Genomic DNA, 16,745 nt, shown 5'->3' with positions numbered 1-16,745 from the left:
GGCGTGTTTATAGAATAAGTATTATAATACTATTATTGATTTAGAGCTTTTTTAATTCTGCTCATTGCTTCGCGTAATTGTTCTTCGCTAGCTGCATAAGAAATTCTAATACAATTAGGTGTTCCAAACGCGTCGCCTGTAACAGTTGCTACATTTGCTTTTTCTAACAAATACATAGCAAAGTCTGATGCATTATTAATTGTGGTTCCGTTTATTGTTTTTCCAAAATAAAAAGAAACATCTGGAAATAAATAAAAAGCTCCCTTTGGTGTATTGGTTTTTATACCGTTAATTTCATTTAATAACGAAATCATAATATCTCTACGGTTTTTAAACTCATCAACCATGTATTGAATTTTGCTTACAGGTGCATCTAAAGCTGCTATTGTAGCTCTTTGCGCTATGCAGTTAGCTCCAGAAGTAATCTGACCTTGCATTTTGGTACAAGCTTTAGCTATCCACTCAGGAGCGCCAATGTATCCAATTCTCCAACCTGTCATAGCAAATGCTTTTGCTACACCATTTACTGTAATTGTTCTTTCGTATAATTCTGGTATAGCAGCTAAGCTAAAGTTTTCTCCTTCGTAATTGATGTGCTCATAAATCTCGTCACACAATATAAAAATATTAGGGTGTTTTTCTAAAACTTTACCTAAGGCTCTGTATTCTTGTTCGGTATACTTTACTCCGCTAGGATTGTTTGGAGAATTAAAGAATATCATTTTGGTTTTTGGACCAATTGATGCTTCTAATTGTTCGGGTGTTATTTTAAAATCAGAATCAATTGAAGTCGGTATTTCCTTAAAACTAGCTTCAGCCAGAGTTGCTATAGCAGAGTAACTTACCCAGTATGGTGCTGGAAGTAATGCTTCATCACCTGGATTTAATAATACCATTGCAACATTTGCAATAGATTGCTTTGCACCAGTTGAAACTACAATCTGATTTGGTGTGTAAGTTAAATTATTATCTCGTTTAAATTTACGACAAATAGCTTCGCGTAATTCTAAGTATCCATTTACTGGAGTGTATGAGTTGTAATTATCATTTATAGCTTTTATAGCTGCTTCTTTGATGAAATCTGGCGTGTTAAAATCTGGTTCGCCGAGACTTAATCCTATAATATCTTTTCCTTGATCTTTTAATTCGCGAGCTTTAGCTGCCATAGCTAATGTTTGCGATATAGGTAGACTGTTAATCCTATCAGATAACGAAAGAGCTGTAGTTGTGTTCATGTTTATGCTTGTAAAGCGGGATTCATTCCCATTTGTTTTAAGTATTTAAAGTGAGAAATAATAGCTTTTCTTGTTGTTTCATATTCGTAATAAGGTATATTAAACTCTTTAGCAGTTTCTCTTACTATTTTAGAAATTTTTGTATAGTGTATATGACTAATATTAGGGAATACATGGTGTTCAATTTGATGATTTAATCCGCCAGTAAACCAATTTGCTAATCTGTTTTTTGTAGCAAAATTAGTTGTGGTAAGAAATTGGTGAATCTTCATGGTATGGTCTACTTTGCCATCTTCTTCTGGTAAAATCATTTCTGCTTCTTCAACAACATGAGCTAGTTGAAATACTACGCTTAAAATAATACCTGCAGTGTAGTGCATTGCTATAAATCCAATTATTACTTTCCACCAAGCTAAATCTAAGAATAGTAAAGGTATCACTATCCATATAGAAAAGTATAAAACTTTAGTAATTACTAATGTACTCCATTCTTTGGCTGGATTCGGCATTTTTCCAGCAGACAATTTTCTAGCTAAATACCTTTTCATTTGCATAAAATCAGTTGTGATTGCCCAATTTAATGTAAGTAATCCATATAAAAATATAGAGTAGAAGTGTTGGTACTTTTGGTGTTTAAACCATTTAGCGTGTTTAGAAAAACGTAAAATTCTTCCAGCTTCTAAATCCTCGTCATGACCATGTATGTTTGTGTATGTATGGTGTAAAACATTGTGTTGTACTTTCCAGTTGTACACATTTCCTGCAAGTATGTATATGCTACCTCCCATTAAATTGTTTACCCATTTTTTTGTTGAGTATGATCCATGGTTTCCGTCATGCATTACATTCATTCCAACACCAGCCATGCCTATTCCAATAACAACGGTAAGTAAAAGTTGTATCCATTGGTTCATGTCTATGGTTAGTATTAAGAAATAAGGGGTAAGAAAGATAGCAAACATAACTATCGTTTTAATGTATAGTTTCCAGTTTCCTGTCTTTTTAATGTTGTTGTCTTTAAAGTATGAGTTAACCCTGCTATTTAGAGTTTTAAAAAACTTGGCAGAATCTATTCTTGAAAATCTAACTGTATTATTCATCTTGTAATTCTCTTTTTGGGGTACAACCTTGCAAATTTATCAATATTAATTATTTAAAACTCATTTTTGTTGTAAAGAATACTAAAATTATTGGCTAGTTTTGTTTTTAAATAGGATAGAATGAAAGAAATATTAAAATATTTTCCAAATATTACAGAAAAACAGCGAAAACAATTTGAATTGCTAGAGCAGTTGTATAAAGATTGGAATAGTAAAATAAATGTAATTTCAAGAAAAGATATTGATGAGCTTTATACAAGACATGTGTTGCATTCTTTAGGTATAGCAAAGGTTATGCCTTTTAAGCAGGGTTCTAGTGTTTTAGATGTTGGTACAGGAGGAGGTTTTCCAGGTATTCCTCTCGCTATTCTTTTTCCAGAAGTAAATTTTTATTTAATAGATGTTATCGCTAAAAAAATTAAAGTTGTTAATGCCGTGGTGGAAGGTTTGGGTTTAGAAAATGTTAGAACTGAACAAAAAAGAGCAAATACAGTAGATGAAAAATTTGATTTTATCGTAAGTAGGGCAGTAACTAATATGCCAGATTTTGTAAAATGGGTGAGGAAAAAGATTAAAAAAGACAATTTAAACGAATTTAGAAATGGGATACTTTATTTAAAAGGAGGTGATTTAACAGATGAGTTATCTCTTTTTCAGTCCGTTAAACTGTTTGATTTACCTGATTATTTTGAGGAAGATTTTTTTGAAACGAAAAAAGTGGTGTATTTACCGATTAAATATAAACCATAAAAAAAGCAGCTAAATTAGCTGCTTTTTTTATGGTTTATATTTTTGTTTAAAATGAGGTAGTTAAATTCAATGTCAAACCAGTGTTTTTACTAACAGGTCTACAAACCCCACCAACACAAAGTAAACCTCCTCTTTGTCTACCATAATTTAGTGCTACTCTGGTTGCTCCTTTTGTAAAGCTTCCTCCTACGTTAAATAAGTGGATATTATAGTTTTCAGGGTTTTTTCCTTCTTCATAATTAAAAGAGTCGTTGATGTAGATTCCGAACTTTGAATTGAAAAAATACTCAGCAGTTCCACCAACCCAATTTCTAGCATCGTCGTTTGTAGATAGGTGTTGTAACTCTAGTCTGGCTGATCTTCCTTTACCTAATTTATATGTTGATTCGGCTATGCCAATCCAAGCTCTAACTTCGCTTCCGTTTCCTTTAGATTCTAATATGTCTTGGTTGTAGTAAGTATTTATGTAAGTGAAAATAGAGCTTAATTTACGTGACCATTTTTTTCTAATTTCGATGTTAAAGTCTGTGAATAATTTTTTCTTAAAACTCAAGAATTCATCTTCATAAGTAAAGTCGTCTGTAGGGAAAAATGGATTGGCATTAGGGTCAATGTTTTTTGCGTCAAGCATAGCCCAGTAAGAGTAATTTAATGATATTTTTGTACCATACTTTCCTCCTAACTTGGTTCCTTTTTTTATTTTGTAGAAAATATCAACTTGATTTCCTATTTCACCTGCTGCTATAGGAAAGGTTTCTCCTGGTAAAAAGCTCATACCAGGTTGAGCTTGGTAAACATATATGTTAGTTAATGTGTAATCATGTTGTTTCGTTAAACCAGGTATGTAGTTTAATGTTAGTTGACTTGTTGGGTTGCTCCCCAGGTTAGAGAAGTTTCTTTCAGAGAAAAATCGCATATTTTCAAGTCTTCTAAAGGTATAGTTAATTCCTAGTCCTTTTTGAGAGAATCCAGTGGTAAATAATATAGCATTCCCTGTAAAGGTTCTTTTCTCAGAAAAGGAAGGAGAAGATCCCTTGTTTAGTCTAGCGTCTTTGCTTTTGTGTACGTATTCACCACCGATATTAAATTTACCAGCACTTATATCTAATCTAGCTGAATACGCATTAACATTTTCAGGTACATTAGAATCATTGTTTGTGGTTTTGTATTCTTCTTTTTTACCTACATAACTCAAACCAAGTGTAAGATCTGTTAGCTTGTCAGATTTAATTATATCCGCTGCGTTAAACTCTGCATTTCCTCCAAAAATATCAGAATTTGCAACAGAAAAACCTTTACGTTGCTTTCCGTATAGGGCAGTGAAATTTAAGTAATTAGTAGGACTGTACTTTATTTTTCCACCACGTAAAGAGTTGTTGATACCTAGAGCTCTGTCTTCCCAAGCTCTTAAAACAAGTCCGCTTCCAAATTGCTCGTAAAAATAACCTCCAGTAATGTCTAGTTTTTCGCTTCTGTAATTGGCGTAAAATTGAGCAAAAGCTACTCTTTTGTTGAACAATTCAGTATAATTTAATAAAGGTCTAGGGGCATAACTTTCTGCTTGAATTCCAACAGTAAAGTTTTTAAGGAAACTATAGTCAAGTCTTAAGTAGCTATTGGCTCTTACGTGTTCGTCTTCGTCAAATTCACCGGTTTTCTTGTCGTTTAAATACCATTGAGCATTAGATTCGAAGTTACCACTAAGGTTATCGGTAAACTTTTTAAAATTTGTTTTTTTAGTTTTGGTAGAATCTTGTTCTTGTGAAAAGGCAAAACAAGAAATCATTCCAGCTAAAAATAATAATGATGCTTTTTTCATAATAATTGTATAAGGGGAAATAAAAACACAGAGTGACTGAGAAAATCAATCACTCTGTTAGGTATTAAATTTTTTGTGCTTTATATGTGTTTTATATATGTTTTTTGATTTCTTCAAAAAGCTCGTCTTCAGCTCCAGCTGTGTAGCCTGAATGGCGATAAAGTATTTTGTTGTTTTTAACAATAAGAGTTAAAGGTACAGTAGCAGCTCCAAGTTCTCTTTTTAAATCATTATTTGTATCAAGTAATACTTCATATTCCCAGCCTTTACCATTAACTAAAGGTTTAACTCTTTTAACAGTTCTTGAGTCGTCTACAGAAACGGCGTAAAGGGTAATGTCTGTTTCGTCTTGCCAATCTTCATAAACATCGCTAATGGCATCTAATTCATTTTTGCAAGGAACACACCAAGTGGCCCAAAGAGATATAACAACAGTCTTATCTTTTGATATTTCAGGTAAATTAATGTTTTTACCATCTAGGTTTTTGAGAGTAAGATCGGGTAATGAACTTTGAGAATGAGCTACGTTAGCGACTAAGGCTAAGACGAATAAGAAAAATACTTTTTTCATGATAATAAGGGGATTTGGGTTAATAAATAAAGGAACAATTATATTATATATATATGAAATATGCAACAAAAGTTACTGTTTTTCAATAAAATACTAAAGCATTTCAAAAAAAATTATATATTAGCGGCTGTTTATTATATTTATTAACCCAAAATTTATACCAAAATGAAAAGAAATTCAATTTTCAAATTAATGTTTTTATTCGTTGCAGTAGCAATGATGTCTTGTAGCTCTTCTGATGATGGAGGAAGCGGTTCTGGTTCAGGAAGTGGATCTGGTTCAGGAAGCGGATCTGGTTCAGGAAGTGGATCTGGTTCAGGAAGTGGATCTGGTTCAGGAAGTGGATCTGGTTCTACTGATGTTCAGGCAGGAGAGATAGGAGAAGCGGGAGAAACTTTTTCTGCAACTGGAGCGCCAACAGATTTTACCAAAAGATTGATGTTAGAAAAGTTTACAGGAACCTGGTGTGGTTACTGTCCAGATGCAAGTGCAGCTATTTCTAATGCCATGAGTAATGATTCTAGAATTCATTCAGCTGAGCTTCATGTAGGGGTTAGTAGTTATCCAGATCCAATGGAAATTCCAGAGTCTAGAGGGAAAGCTACTTACTATAATATAACAGGGTATCCTACAGTGTATTATGGAGGGTCTAATGATTGGTATCCATATAGTCAAACTACTTTAAATACAGAATTAGATGAAACTGCTTATTTAGGACTGGCTGTTAAATCTTATGTTGATAATGGAAAATTAGATATAGAGGTAAAAGTTGGTTATAAATCGAATGTTTCAGGAGATTTAAAACTGATGGTTTATTTAATTGAAAAAGATGGTAAATACCCAAGTAGTCCACAATCTGGTTCATCTCAAGGAGGTCAGTATGAGCACCATAATATTTTAAGAGATGTATATACAGCGCAAAATGGAGATGCTATAGCTTCTTCTTATGTTGGAGCTGAAGGTATATATACTAGAACATTTCAAGATTTAGACATTCCGTCTAATGTGTTAGATGCTAATAATTTAGAAGTGATAGCTTTCGTTAGTGTTGGAGGGACAAATTACGGGATACATAATGTAAGGTTGGCTAAAGTTGGTCAAGCTGCTGACTTTGATTAATTAAAAGAATAAACTTTTAAATAGTAAAAGTGACTACCTAAGCTAGGTAGTCACTTTTTTAGTATATAAGCATTTTGTATAAAAATTAGGGTTTTTGGTATTTAGTTTGTTTCTACTATAAGAACAATTATGTTAATTGTAGTTTCAAATATTATTAACCCCTATAATTTTAAATAAAATGAAAAAGAAGTCAATTTTTAAATTAATGTTTTTATTCGTTGCAGTAGCAATGATGTCTTGTAGTTCTTCTGATGATGGAGGAAGTGGATCTGATTCAGGAAATGGTTCTGGTTCAGGAAGTGGTTCTGGTTCAGGAAGTGGATCAGGGTCAGGAAGTGGTTCTGGATCAGGAAGTGGTTCTGGATCAGGAAGTGGTTCTGGATCAGGAAGTGGTTCTGGATCAGGAAGTGGATCAGGGTCAGGAGCAGAAGGACAGAGTTATACAGCTTCAGGAGCACCTTCTACATTTACTACTAAAGTGCTTTTAGAAGATTATACTGGTACTTGGTGTTCTGCTTGTCCAACTGGTGCGGCAGCAATGGAAAATATGATTAATAGTAATTCTAATGTATTAGGAGCTGCTATACATAATGATGATCCGATGGCTTTTGCTGATGGAGATGCTATCACAAATCACTATAATGTAAATGCTTTCCCTACTATTTTTGCAAATGGTATTAGTACCAATTGGGAAGGAGCTTTAAGTGGTTCTACAAGTGAGGTAGATGCTAAACTTAACGAAGTTTCTAAATTAGGATTAGCTTTAAAGGCAACTTTAAATAATGGAAAGATTGATGTAGAAGTAAAAGTTGGTTATAAAGAAGCTATTAGTGAAGAGTTAAAGTTAATGCTTTATTTAACAGAAGATGGAGCTAAATATCCTAACAGCCCTCAATCTGGAGTGTCTGATGGAGCTAATTATGTACATAACCATGTTTTGAGAAAAATTTATACTGATAAGTTTGGTGATGTTATTCCTTCTGATTATGTTGGTGCTGGAGGTGTGTATACTAGAACTTTTACTGGTTTAGATATACCTAGCTCAGTTTTAGATAACTCTAAATTACATATAGTAGCATTTGTAAGAAATACTTATACTAAAACTGTTACTTGGCAAGGTGAAACTTATACAAACTCTCCTCATTATGATATCTACAATGCAAGAGAAGTTAAGTTAGGAGAAGATAAAGCTTTTGATTAAGCTAAACTCTTAAGAATATAAAAAATACTCAAGTTAACTCTTGGGTATTTTTTTTGCTAAAAAAGAATTAAATATTTGTTTTATAGGTTAGGTGTAGTGTTAATGCTGTGTGTGGAGAGGTTGTATGGTTGTAAAGTTTCGATTTAATTGTTGTCATTAAAAAAGCTCAAGTTTTTAACTTGAGCTTTTTTTGTTGAATTAAATATATGGAATTATCCTAAGAACGGATATCTGTAATCTTCTGGAGATACTAAGGTTTCTTTTATTAATCTTGGTGAAACCCAACGTAATAAGTTTAAAATAGATCCAGCCTTGTCGTTAGTTCCAGATGCTCTTGCTCCTCCAAATGGTTGCTGACCTACAACAGCACCTGTTGGTTTGTCGTTAATATAGAAGTTTCCTGCACAGTTTTCTAATGCCTTTGTAGCTTCATCCAAAGCATAACGACATTGAGAGAATACAGCTCCAGTTAATGCGTATTCTGAAGTAGAGTCAACTAACTTTAGAGTATCGGCCCAATTATTATCTTCATAAATATATACTGTTACTACTGGTCCAAATAATTCAGTATGCATAGTTGTGTATTGTGGATCTGTAGTGACAATAACTGTTGGTTCTATAAAATAACCTTTAGATTTGTCGTAGCCTCCACCAACAAATATTTCAGCATCGGTATCTTTTTTGGCTTGATCTATATAAGAAGCTAATTTATCGAAAGAACCTTCGTGAATTACAGCAGTAATAAAGTTGCTTAAATCTTCTGGAGAACCCATTTTAAAAGATTCTACATCTTTTTTAACTAAAGCTAAAGTTTCGGCAGCGGTAGATTTTGGTAAGTAAACTCTAGAAGCGGCAGAACATTTTTGTCCTTGAAATTCAAATGCTCCTCTAGAAATAGCTGTTGCTACTTGTTGAGGTTTTGCGCTTGGGTGAGCAATAATAAAATCTTTACCACCAGTTTCACCTACTATTTTTGGATATGTTTTGTAGTTATGAATGTTGTTTCCAATTTTCTTCCAAATATCTTTGAATACATGAGTAGATCCTGTAAAGTGAATTCCAGCAAAATCTGGACTTGCTAATACAGTATCTGTAATCATAACAGGATCGCCGTATACAACATTAATAACTCCGTCTGGTACTCCAGCCTCTTTAAAGATGTCAACTATAACTTTAGCAGAGTATATTTGAGAGTCACTAGGTTTCCATACGCATACGTTACCCATCATTACTGCACTGGCAGGTAAATTAGCTGCAATTGCAGTAAAATTAAAAGGGGTAATAGCGTAAATAAACCCTTCTAAAGGTCTGTGTTCAACTCTATTCCATACACCTGGATTACTAGCAGGTTGTTCTTTGTATATGTCTGACATATATTTTACGTTAAAACGTAAAAAATCAATTAACTCACAAGCAGCATCAATTTCAGCTTGGTGAACTGTTTTAGATTGTGCTATCATTGTAGCTGCGTTAATCTTAGCTCTATAAGGTCCTGCTATTAAATCAGCGGCTTTTAAGAATATAGCAGCTCTTTGTTCCCAAGGTAAATTAGCCCATTTTGTTCTAGCTTCTAAAGCGCCAGAGATAGCTGTGTCTATATGGTTTTTATCAGCATTGTGGTAAGTTCCAACTACATGTTGGTGGTCGTGAGGAGGTGTCATTGTAACAGTGTTTCCTGTTCTGATTTCTTCTCCGTTAATATATAAAGGAACATCTATTTTGTTGTTAAACATTTCTTTATAAGCTGCTAAAGTAGCTTCTCTTTCAGGGGTTCCGGGTGCATACGACTTTACTGGCTCGTTTACTGGTGCAGGAACGTTAAAAAAACCTTTTCCCATAATTTTATGTGTTTAATAGTTGATTTAATGATTCAAGTCGTCAAAATTACTAAAAAACAACCAACTAAAGTGCTTTATTATAGGTATTAAATGTTTTTGTGGGTTATTAGTGTTAATTTGCAGGAGAATCATTAGAAGCTGTATTTTTTTTGTAAGTTGCAAAAGCAAAGTAAGACTAGTAGCCTAATATGTGTACAGTAAGTTATTTACCCCAAAATAAAGAAAATTTTGTATTTACATCTAATAGAGACGAAGCTGTTGGAAGAGAGACAATAGCACCAAGGGTTTATTTAGGTAAAGAGGTTAAGTTTTTAATGCCAAAAGACAAGCTTGCTGGAGGGAGTTGGATAGGTGTTTCTGATAAGAAAAGATTGGTTTGTTTATTAAATGGTGGTTTTGAAAAGCATGTTAGGAAAAGTAACTATAGACATAGCCGGGGAAAAGTTGTAATTAATTTTCTTCAAGTTGATGATTTTCAAGAGTTGCTTTACAGTTGTATTTTAAAGGATATTGAGCCATTTACTTTGATTGTAATAGATTGGTCTGAAAATTTGGTTGCACATGAACTGATTTGGGATGGGGTTGAAAAGCATATATCTCAATTAGATGTAAATAAACCAAAAATATGGTCTTCATCAACATTGTATACACAAGAAATGAAGCAGATTAGAAATCAATGGTTTTTAGATTATTTTTCAGATAAAGAGTTTTCTAAAGAAAATGCGTTAGAGTTTCATGAAAACTTTGGTGTAGGAGATAAAGATGTTGACTTGCAAATAGATAGAGGGCATCTTAAAACTGTGAGTATTACTAATGTGGTTAAGAATGGTGATGAGATAGATATGCTCTATAAAGACTTGCTAAAAGATTTAGTTTTTCTAGAAAATATTAATTCGGTTGTTGTTCATGGTTAATACAGGTATCATTATTACAATGGCTTATCCAGAAACTATTGTAATGGTAGCAGATGAATGGTATTCTCCATATTTAAAATATTTAGGTATTGGTAAAAAAGATTACTTACGTGCAGGTCATGCAGCTTTGGTGTTGATTAATAAAGATCGCGGCGAATTAGAGTATCATGACTTTGGTAGGTATATAACTAAAGCGCCTAATGGGAGAGTGAGGGGTAAAAAGTATGATAGAGAATTGGATTTTCCTTTAAAAGCTGTTATTGAAAATAATAAGATTCAAAATTTGAATGAGATCCTGTTGTTTTTGGCTTCTAATCCTGAGTTAACTCACGGTGATGGTAAATTACTAGCATCTATATGTAATGAGGTAGATTATGAAATAGCAAAAAAGTATATTAGTAAAATGCAAAGACAAGGCTCAATTAGGTATGCAGCGTTTAAAAAGAATGCGAGTAATTGTGCTAGGTTTGTAACTACAACTTTAATAGCTGGGGTAACAAATCTTAAAATAAGAAAAAAGCTAATCAGTTCTCAGTGGTTTACTCCAAGTACCATAGGCAATGTGGTGTTAGCCAGTTCTGATGGTAAAGTGTATGAGGTAACTCCAAATAAGGTGAGTCAATTTACTTCAACAGTGTTTAGGGAGAATCGAAAATATTTTTTAGATCGACTTAAAAATTATCAGGTGAATTTAGTAGGAACTATACAGTCAAAAGATGTTAAGGGATTGCATAAAAATACGCAATGGTTGTCTGGTATTGCAGCTGGAGCTTGGTATGAGTTAACTCATGAGCAAATATTAGCAGATAATGAATTTAGAATGCGTAGAATATCTCCTTATGGTAACGTGGATATTGACGCAGTTTTTAAAAAAGCTGCCGGATTTGATATAGGTAAAGAGTTTAAAGTAATTCATAACTCTAATTGTGCTTATTGTACGGTCAAGCAAAATGGGAAAATATTTTGTTTGGAGTATTTGAGGGATTTTAATTAAGTGCAAAAGGGGCGCTTAACTTAAAGGCAGGTATGCTAACTCTAAAAGATTTAGAAGAGTTAAAACTAACCATGTTGTAGTAGCCATTCATGGATCCGTAAGGAGAAGCTAGTAAACAACCCGAGTTGTAGCTGTGCTTTTCTCCGGGTTTTAAAACAGGTTTTTTTCCAATAACACCTTCTCCTTCTATGATTTCTTTGTTGTTAAGGGAATCGAAAATTTCCCAATGGCGAGAAGTTAGTTGTACCGATTCTTTTCCTTGGTTTTCAATAGTTACTTTATATCCAAAGGCAAAGTGCATCTTATAATTTTTATAAAATGTACCTTCAAAATTTGTTTCTACAGAAACTTTTATACCTCTTGTAATTTGTTGAACCATTATGTGCTACAAAAACTTAGTGTAAAAATAATAAAATTATTTATGATGAGTCTTGTTTTTTATACGAAGCTTACTTTTAATTACTAATATTAATTGATGAAGCGCTACCTAGACCTATAACTTGGTCATAACGAGCGCCAATATCTCTATAATAAACAACTACTGTGTATTCGTTTTCAGTTTGGTAAAAGTTTCCGTCAATAAAAGAGTGATCTATTTTGTTGTTGGTTAGAGTTATGAATTTGTAATTAACAAATCCTTGTTTTATTAACGAGGTGTTTTTGTATAAACCGCTTTCTTGGTCAAATTTTAGTTCGGAATTTTTATCTAATTGATAGTTGTTAAAGTTTCCTATAACATAAATTTTTCTGCTACCTATGTTTTCAAAGTTTTCTAAAGAAAAATGTATTTGAGTATAATCTGCTTCAATATTGCTGTTGTCGGCATTTAAGTTTCTAACCACAAACCCTCCGTTAATATCTGGGTTGTATGTATAAGTGTCGTGTCTCCTAGATCGATTTGTGTAGAGGTAGTTGTGGTATAGGTCTTTTAGTTCGGTTCTTCGAAGACTAATGTTTCCACCTCTAATGTCTTTATTGTCAAAATAAAAATATTCGTTACCGGCCCAAAAGCTAGCTTCTTGGTCGTAGCGATACATAAGTTTGTTGCCAATTGTGTATTGGGGTTTTAGGTTGGTGATTGAGTTTTTAATATTATTGTTTTTAAAAACAAGTGTTTTGATGTTTTGTTTAGGATTGTTAAAAAAGTTGTTTTGGGGGCTAATATGGAATTGTACTACTTGTTTAGATTCGATATGGTTTAGATCTCTAGATCTTTTTATTTCTACTCCTACATTTGCTCTGTCTTGATAAACAATAAATTTTTTAGAAAATACAATTTCATCTTCGTCATCGTAAATTTCAATTATATAGTTTCCTGTTTTTGTGATTCTTACATTTTCATTAGGGATGCTAAGACGAAAATGAGAATATATCTGTAAGGTATTGTATGAGTTTACGTAATCCTGGATGTGTTGCTCGTCCATACCTCTTAGGTATTCAGATTTCATTAAAGCAGAAGGAGTCCAATCAAAATTATATTGGTTAATTCTGTAGTAATAATCTGCTTCATCCCCATTAATATCATCAAATTTAAGGGTTAGTGTTTTTCCTAATTTTATTAAAGGGATTTGTCTTTCAGATGTTAACTCTTGTAGTATTATAGTTTTAATGTTTTCAGGAGGGTTAACCTCGTTGGTAACCTGTGAAGAGCAGATGAAAGCTGTAAGTAGGCTTGTTATTGTTAAAAAAAGTCGCATTGTTTTCTAGGTAAAATTCGTGTAAATATAGTCAAATTTTGTGCCATTTGTTTTAGGTGTAATTTGTTATTTAGAAATGATATAAATAAAGAAAATAGCCTTAACACAATTTTAACTAAAGGGTATTAAATTGTAAATTTGCTCGAATTTTTAGTAAAATCTACACAATTATGTCCAAAGACATTCGTATAAGAAAAGGTTTAGACATTAAGTTGGTTGGAGCTGCAGAACAGACTACTGTTGCAGGTATACCAAGTAATGTTTATGCAATTCAGCTTTCAGATTTTCACGGAATAACCCCTAAAATGCTTAAAAAGGTAGGTGATAAAGTACAAGCTGGTGAGGCAGTATTTTATAACAAATCTGTTGAAGCAATGAAATTTGTTTCTCCTGTTAGTGGAGAACTATCGGAAATTATTCGTGGAGAACGAAGAAGAATTCTAACCATCAAAATCAAGGCAGATTCTACACAGCAATATGCTGCTGGAAACAGTTTAAATGTAGCAAGTGCCGATGCTGAGAGCATCAAAAATCACTTATTAACTTCTGGTTGTTGGCCTTTTATAAAGCAACGTCCTTATGATATAATAGCAAACCCAGATGTGGCTCCTAAAGCTATATTTGTTTCAGCTTACGCTAGTGCACCTTTAGCAGCAGATTACGATTACGTTTTAGCTGGTAAAGAAGCTGAGTTACAGGCTGCAATTACTGCTTTAGGTAAACTAACAGAAGGATCTGTTCATGTGTCTGTGGGTAAAAAATCTAATTCGCCCATGGCTGGTTTAGATGGGATTACCTTGCATAAGGTTTCTGGTCCACATCCATCAGGAAACGTTGGGACTCAAATTAACAAGATTGACCCAGTAAATAAAGGTGAGGTTGTTTGGACAGTATCTCCTCAAGATTTAGTTATGATAGGAGAAACTTTATTAACTGGTAAATTCAATGCTGAGCGAATAATTGCCTTAGTTGGATCTGCAGTTGAAAAGCCAAAATACTACAAGACTAAAATTGGAGTTGAAGTAGCAACTTTCTTATATAATTCAGGCGTTAAAGAAGAGAATATTCGTGTAATAAACGGAAATATTTTAACTGGATTGAAGAGTGCTCCAGATGGATACTTAGGATATTACAACAACACCGTTACTGTAATTCCTGAAGGGAATGATTACGATTTCTTTGGTTGGAAAAGACCAATGTTTAATAAAGTATCTACCTCTAGAGCGATGACTTTTTCGTGGTTAACGCCAAATAAAAAGTATGACTTAAATACTAATACTAACGGAGAGCATAGAGCATTTGTTGTTACGGGTTCTTACGAAGAGGTTTTTCCGTTAGATATGTATCCATTGCAAATGCTAAAAGCTTGTATGGTAAAAGATTTAGATGAAATGGAAGCTTTAGGTATGTATGAGGTAGCTCCAGAAGATTTCGCTCTAACAGAATTTGTTTGTGTGTCTAAACAGCCACATCAAGAAATTATTAGAGAAGGGTTAGACTTAATGTATAAAGAGATAGGATAGGTTATGGGATTAAAGCAAAATTTACATAATTTAAAAGAAAAGTACAAAGGAACCAAGATGGCTCCTGCGTTCAATGCAATACATACGTTTTTGTATTTGCCTAATGAAGTAACTCACTCAGGTGGACACATTCGAATGGCAGATGACTTAAAGCGTACGATGGATACTGTAATTACAGCATTAATACCTTGTTTAATATTTGGTATGTTTAATGCGGGTTACCAACATTATTTAGCTACAGGAGAAATTCAAGCCGCTTCTACAGGATTCTTTAGCCCAGAATTTTGGTCTATGGATAACTTATTATTAGGTGCTGCTAAAATTTTACCGTTAGTAATCGTTTCTTATGTTGTTGGATTAGTGGTAGAATTTATCTTTGCAATAATAAAGGGACATGAAGTAGAAGAAGGATATTTAGTGTCTGGTATGTTAATTCCTTTAATTGTTCCAGTTGATACTCCTTTGTGGATGTTAGCTGTAGCTGTAGTTTTTGGAGTTGTAATTGGTAAGGAAGTTTTTGGAGGAACAGGAATGAATATTCTTAACCCTGCATTAACAGTAAGAGCATTTTTATTCTTCGCTTATCCAACTTGGATGACCGGAGATAAAGTATGGGTTACTGGAGCAGATCCTCGTGTACAAGATGTGCCAGCAGGAGGAGTTCCAGATGCAATATCTGGAGAAACTGTTTTAGGTGCTTTGGCTCAAGGAAAAGACTTAGCCTTAGGAGGTTCTAATGTGAGTGTAATGGATCAGTTCTTAGGATTTATTCCAGGATCAGTAGGCGAAACATCTACTTTGTTAATACTATTGGCAGGTTTATTCTTGATTTTCACTAAAGTAGGATCGTGGAGAATTATGTTGTCTGCTGTAATTGGTTCTTTAGTAATGGGGCTTATTTTTAATCAAATAGCACCTTCTATGGAGGGAACTAAATTCTTTGCATTAATGAATGTTCCTTTCTGGCAACATTTATTAATTGGAGGTTTAGCTTTTGGTATTGTGTTTATGGCTACAGATCCAGTGTCTGCTGCTCAAACTAACAAGGGTAAATGGATTTACGGTTTCTTAATTGGTTTCATGTCGGTTATGATTCGTGTATTTAACCCGGCCTTCCCAGAAGGAGTAATGTTAGCTATTTTATTAATGAACGTATTCGCTCCAACTATTGATCACTACGTGGTTCAAGGAAATGTTAAGAAGCGATTAAAACGTGTTAAAACTGCATAATCATGGCTATAGATACAAGTAAAAATTCGTACACTATTATCTTCTCAATCATTATGGTTGTGGTAGTAGGATCTTTATTAGCAGGTATTTCTTCAAGTTTAAGTGATACAATTAAGACTAATAAAAAGATTGAAAAAATGCAGAATATTTTATACGCAATGGGTGTTACACATCCAGAAGATGTAAATGAATCTGTTCCAGAAGCTCAAGCTGAAGAGTTATTTAAAAAATACGTTGGTGAAGAGCAGTATATCATTGTAGGAGATAAAGCTACTAAAACTAACGAAGCTTTTAAGATAGAAGTAAAGAAAGAACAAGATAAGGTAAAGGCAGATGCTTCTTACCAGCAAAAACTTTCTATGTTTATCGGTAAAAAAGATGGAAAAGAGTTTTATATAGTTCCTGTAAGAGGAAATGGTCTTTGGGGACCAGTTTGGGCTTACTTATCTTTAGATAAAGATATGGTAGTTCAAGGAGCTTTTTTCGATCACCAAACAGAAACTCCAGGTTTAGGAGCAAATATAAAAGAAGCTTTCTTTAGAGATGACTTCAAAGGAGAACATACTTTTGATGCTCAAGGAAATTATCAAGGAATTGCTATTAAAAAAGGTAATGGTGATCCAAAGAACGACAGAAAAACCGATAATGCTGTAGATGCTATGGCAGGAGCTACAATTACTGGAGACGGAGTTGCAGCTATGATAAAAAAAGGTTTAGGGTTATATGTACCTTATTTTAAAACTTTAAAGTAATT

General features: G+C 33.4%; 15 protein-coding genes. 8 read left to right on the top strand and 7 right to left on the bottom strand.

The annotated features are described in order from the left end of the window. Window positions 1-32 precede the first annotated feature (32 nt). Window positions 33-1,235, bottom strand: a complete 1,203-nt coding sequence (locus ACFQ1O_RS05600; protein ID WP_377714211.1) for a pyridoxal phosphate-dependent aminotransferase — start codon at window positions 1,233-1,235, stop codon at window positions 33-35. Between the two features lie 2 nt (window positions 1,236-1,237). After that, on the bottom strand, window positions 1,238-2,335 hold the full coding sequence (locus ACFQ1O_RS05595; protein ID WP_377714209.1) for a fatty acid desaturase family protein: 1,098 nt from the start codon (window positions 2,333-2,335) through the stop codon (window positions 1,238-1,240). Between the two features lie 120 nt (window positions 2,336-2,455). Between ACFQ1O_RS05595 and rsmG the strand changes: the two genes are divergently transcribed. Further along, on the top strand, window positions 2,456-3,085 hold the full coding sequence (gene rsmG / locus ACFQ1O_RS05590) for a 16S rRNA (guanine(527)-N(7))-methyltransferase RsmG (RefSeq protein ID WP_377714208.1): 630 nt from the start codon (window positions 2,456-2,458) through the stop codon (window positions 3,083-3,085). Window positions 3,086-3,131: 46 nt separating this feature from the next. Here the strand turns inward: rsmG and ACFQ1O_RS05585 are convergent, their stop codons facing one another. Next, a complete protein-coding gene (locus ACFQ1O_RS05585; RefSeq protein ID WP_377714206.1) occupies window positions 3,132-4,904 on the bottom strand; it encodes a DUF6029 family protein in 1,773 nt (590 codons plus the stop codon). A 91-nt stretch (window positions 4,905-4,995) separates the two neighbouring features. Next, entirely contained in the window at window positions 4,996-5,475 is a 480-nt protein-coding gene (locus ACFQ1O_RS05580) for a TlpA family protein disulfide reductase (protein ID WP_377714204.1), read from the bottom strand. Between the two features lie 165 nt (window positions 5,476-5,640). Here ACFQ1O_RS05580 and ACFQ1O_RS05575 point away from each other — a divergent pair, with 165 nt between their 5' ends. Both ACFQ1O_RS05575 and ACFQ1O_RS05570 read left to right on the top strand, forming a co-directional pair. Next, window positions 5,641-6,594, top strand: a complete 954-nt coding sequence (locus tag ACFQ1O_RS05575; protein ID WP_377714202.1) for an Omp28-related outer membrane protein — start codon at window positions 5,641-5,643, stop codon at window positions 6,592-6,594. A gap of 178 nt (window positions 6,595-6,772) precedes the next feature. Continuing rightward, window positions 6,773-7,795 carry an Omp28-related outer membrane protein gene (locus ACFQ1O_RS05570; RefSeq protein WP_377714199.1) on the top strand — a complete coding sequence of 341 codons (1,023 nt, stop codon included), beginning with the start codon at window positions 6,773-6,775 and terminating at the stop codon, window positions 7,793-7,795. A gap of 212 nt (window positions 7,796-8,007) precedes the next feature. Here ACFQ1O_RS05570 and pruA read toward each other — a convergent pair whose 3' ends face one another. Beyond that, a complete protein-coding gene (gene pruA / locus ACFQ1O_RS05565) occupies window positions 8,008-9,633 on the bottom strand; it encodes an L-glutamate gamma-semialdehyde dehydrogenase (protein ID WP_377714197.1) in 1,626 nt (541 codons plus the stop codon). A 188-nt stretch (window positions 9,634-9,821) separates the two neighbouring features. Between pruA and ACFQ1O_RS05560 the strand changes: the two genes are divergently transcribed. Continuing rightward, window positions 9,822-10,547 carry an NRDE family protein gene (locus tag ACFQ1O_RS05560; RefSeq protein WP_377714195.1) on the top strand — a complete coding sequence of 242 codons (726 nt, stop codon included), beginning with the start codon at window positions 9,822-9,824 and terminating at the stop codon, window positions 10,545-10,547. Continuing rightward, entirely contained in the window at window positions 10,540-11,541 is a 1,002-nt protein-coding gene (locus ACFQ1O_RS05555) for a DUF6695 family protein (protein ID WP_377714193.1), read from the top strand. The genes ACFQ1O_RS05560 and ACFQ1O_RS05555 overlap by 8 nt, the downstream gene beginning before the upstream one ends. Here ACFQ1O_RS05555 and apaG read toward each other — a convergent pair. Together apaG and ACFQ1O_RS05545 are read right to left on the bottom strand one after the other, a co-directional pair. Continuing rightward, window positions 11,534-11,920 (bottom strand): Co2+/Mg2+ efflux protein ApaG, encoded by a 387-nt coding sequence (gene apaG / locus ACFQ1O_RS05550; protein ID WP_377714191.1) that lies wholly within the window; start codon window positions 11,918-11,920, stop codon window positions 11,534-11,536. The genes ACFQ1O_RS05555 and apaG overlap by 8 nt on opposite strands. 76 nt (window positions 11,921-11,996) lie before the next feature. Continuing rightward, the gene (locus tag ACFQ1O_RS05545; RefSeq protein ID WP_377714189.1) at window positions 11,997-13,238 is read right to left on the bottom strand and encodes a type IX secretion system plug protein; all 1,242 of its coding nucleotides are present in this window, start codon (window positions 13,236-13,238) and stop codon (window positions 11,997-11,999) included. A 170-nt stretch (window positions 13,239-13,408) separates the two neighbouring features. Between ACFQ1O_RS05545 and ACFQ1O_RS05540 the strand changes: the two genes are divergently transcribed. From ACFQ1O_RS05540 to ACFQ1O_RS05530, 3 genes are read left to right on the top strand one after another with little or no spacing between them, the layout of a single operon-like run. After that, window positions 13,409-14,761, top strand: coding sequence for a Na(+)-translocating NADH-quinone reductase subunit A (locus tag ACFQ1O_RS05540; RefSeq protein WP_377714187.1), 1,353 nt, complete (start codon window positions 13,409-13,411; stop codon window positions 14,759-14,761). A 3-nt stretch (window positions 14,762-14,764) separates the two neighbouring features. Next, on the top strand, window positions 14,765-15,991 hold the full coding sequence (locus tag ACFQ1O_RS05535; RefSeq protein WP_377714185.1) for an NADH:ubiquinone reductase (Na(+)-transporting) subunit B: 1,227 nt from the start codon (window positions 14,765-14,767) through the stop codon (window positions 15,989-15,991). 2 nt (window positions 15,992-15,993) lie between these two features. Beyond that, entirely contained in the window at window positions 15,994-16,743 is a 750-nt protein-coding gene (locus tag ACFQ1O_RS05530; protein WP_377714183.1) for a Na(+)-translocating NADH-quinone reductase subunit C, read from the top strand. Window positions 16,744-16,745 lie beyond the last annotated feature (2 nt).

It is taken from the genome of Pseudofulvibacter geojedonensis (assembly GCF_042675745.1).
Classification (GTDB): Bacteria; Bacteroidota; Bacteroidia; order Flavobacteriales; family Flavobacteriaceae; genus Pseudofulvibacter; species Pseudofulvibacter geojedonensis.
The sequence above is the reverse complement of the archived record's forward strand: the minus strand, read 5'-3'. Positions and strand labels throughout refer to the sequence as shown.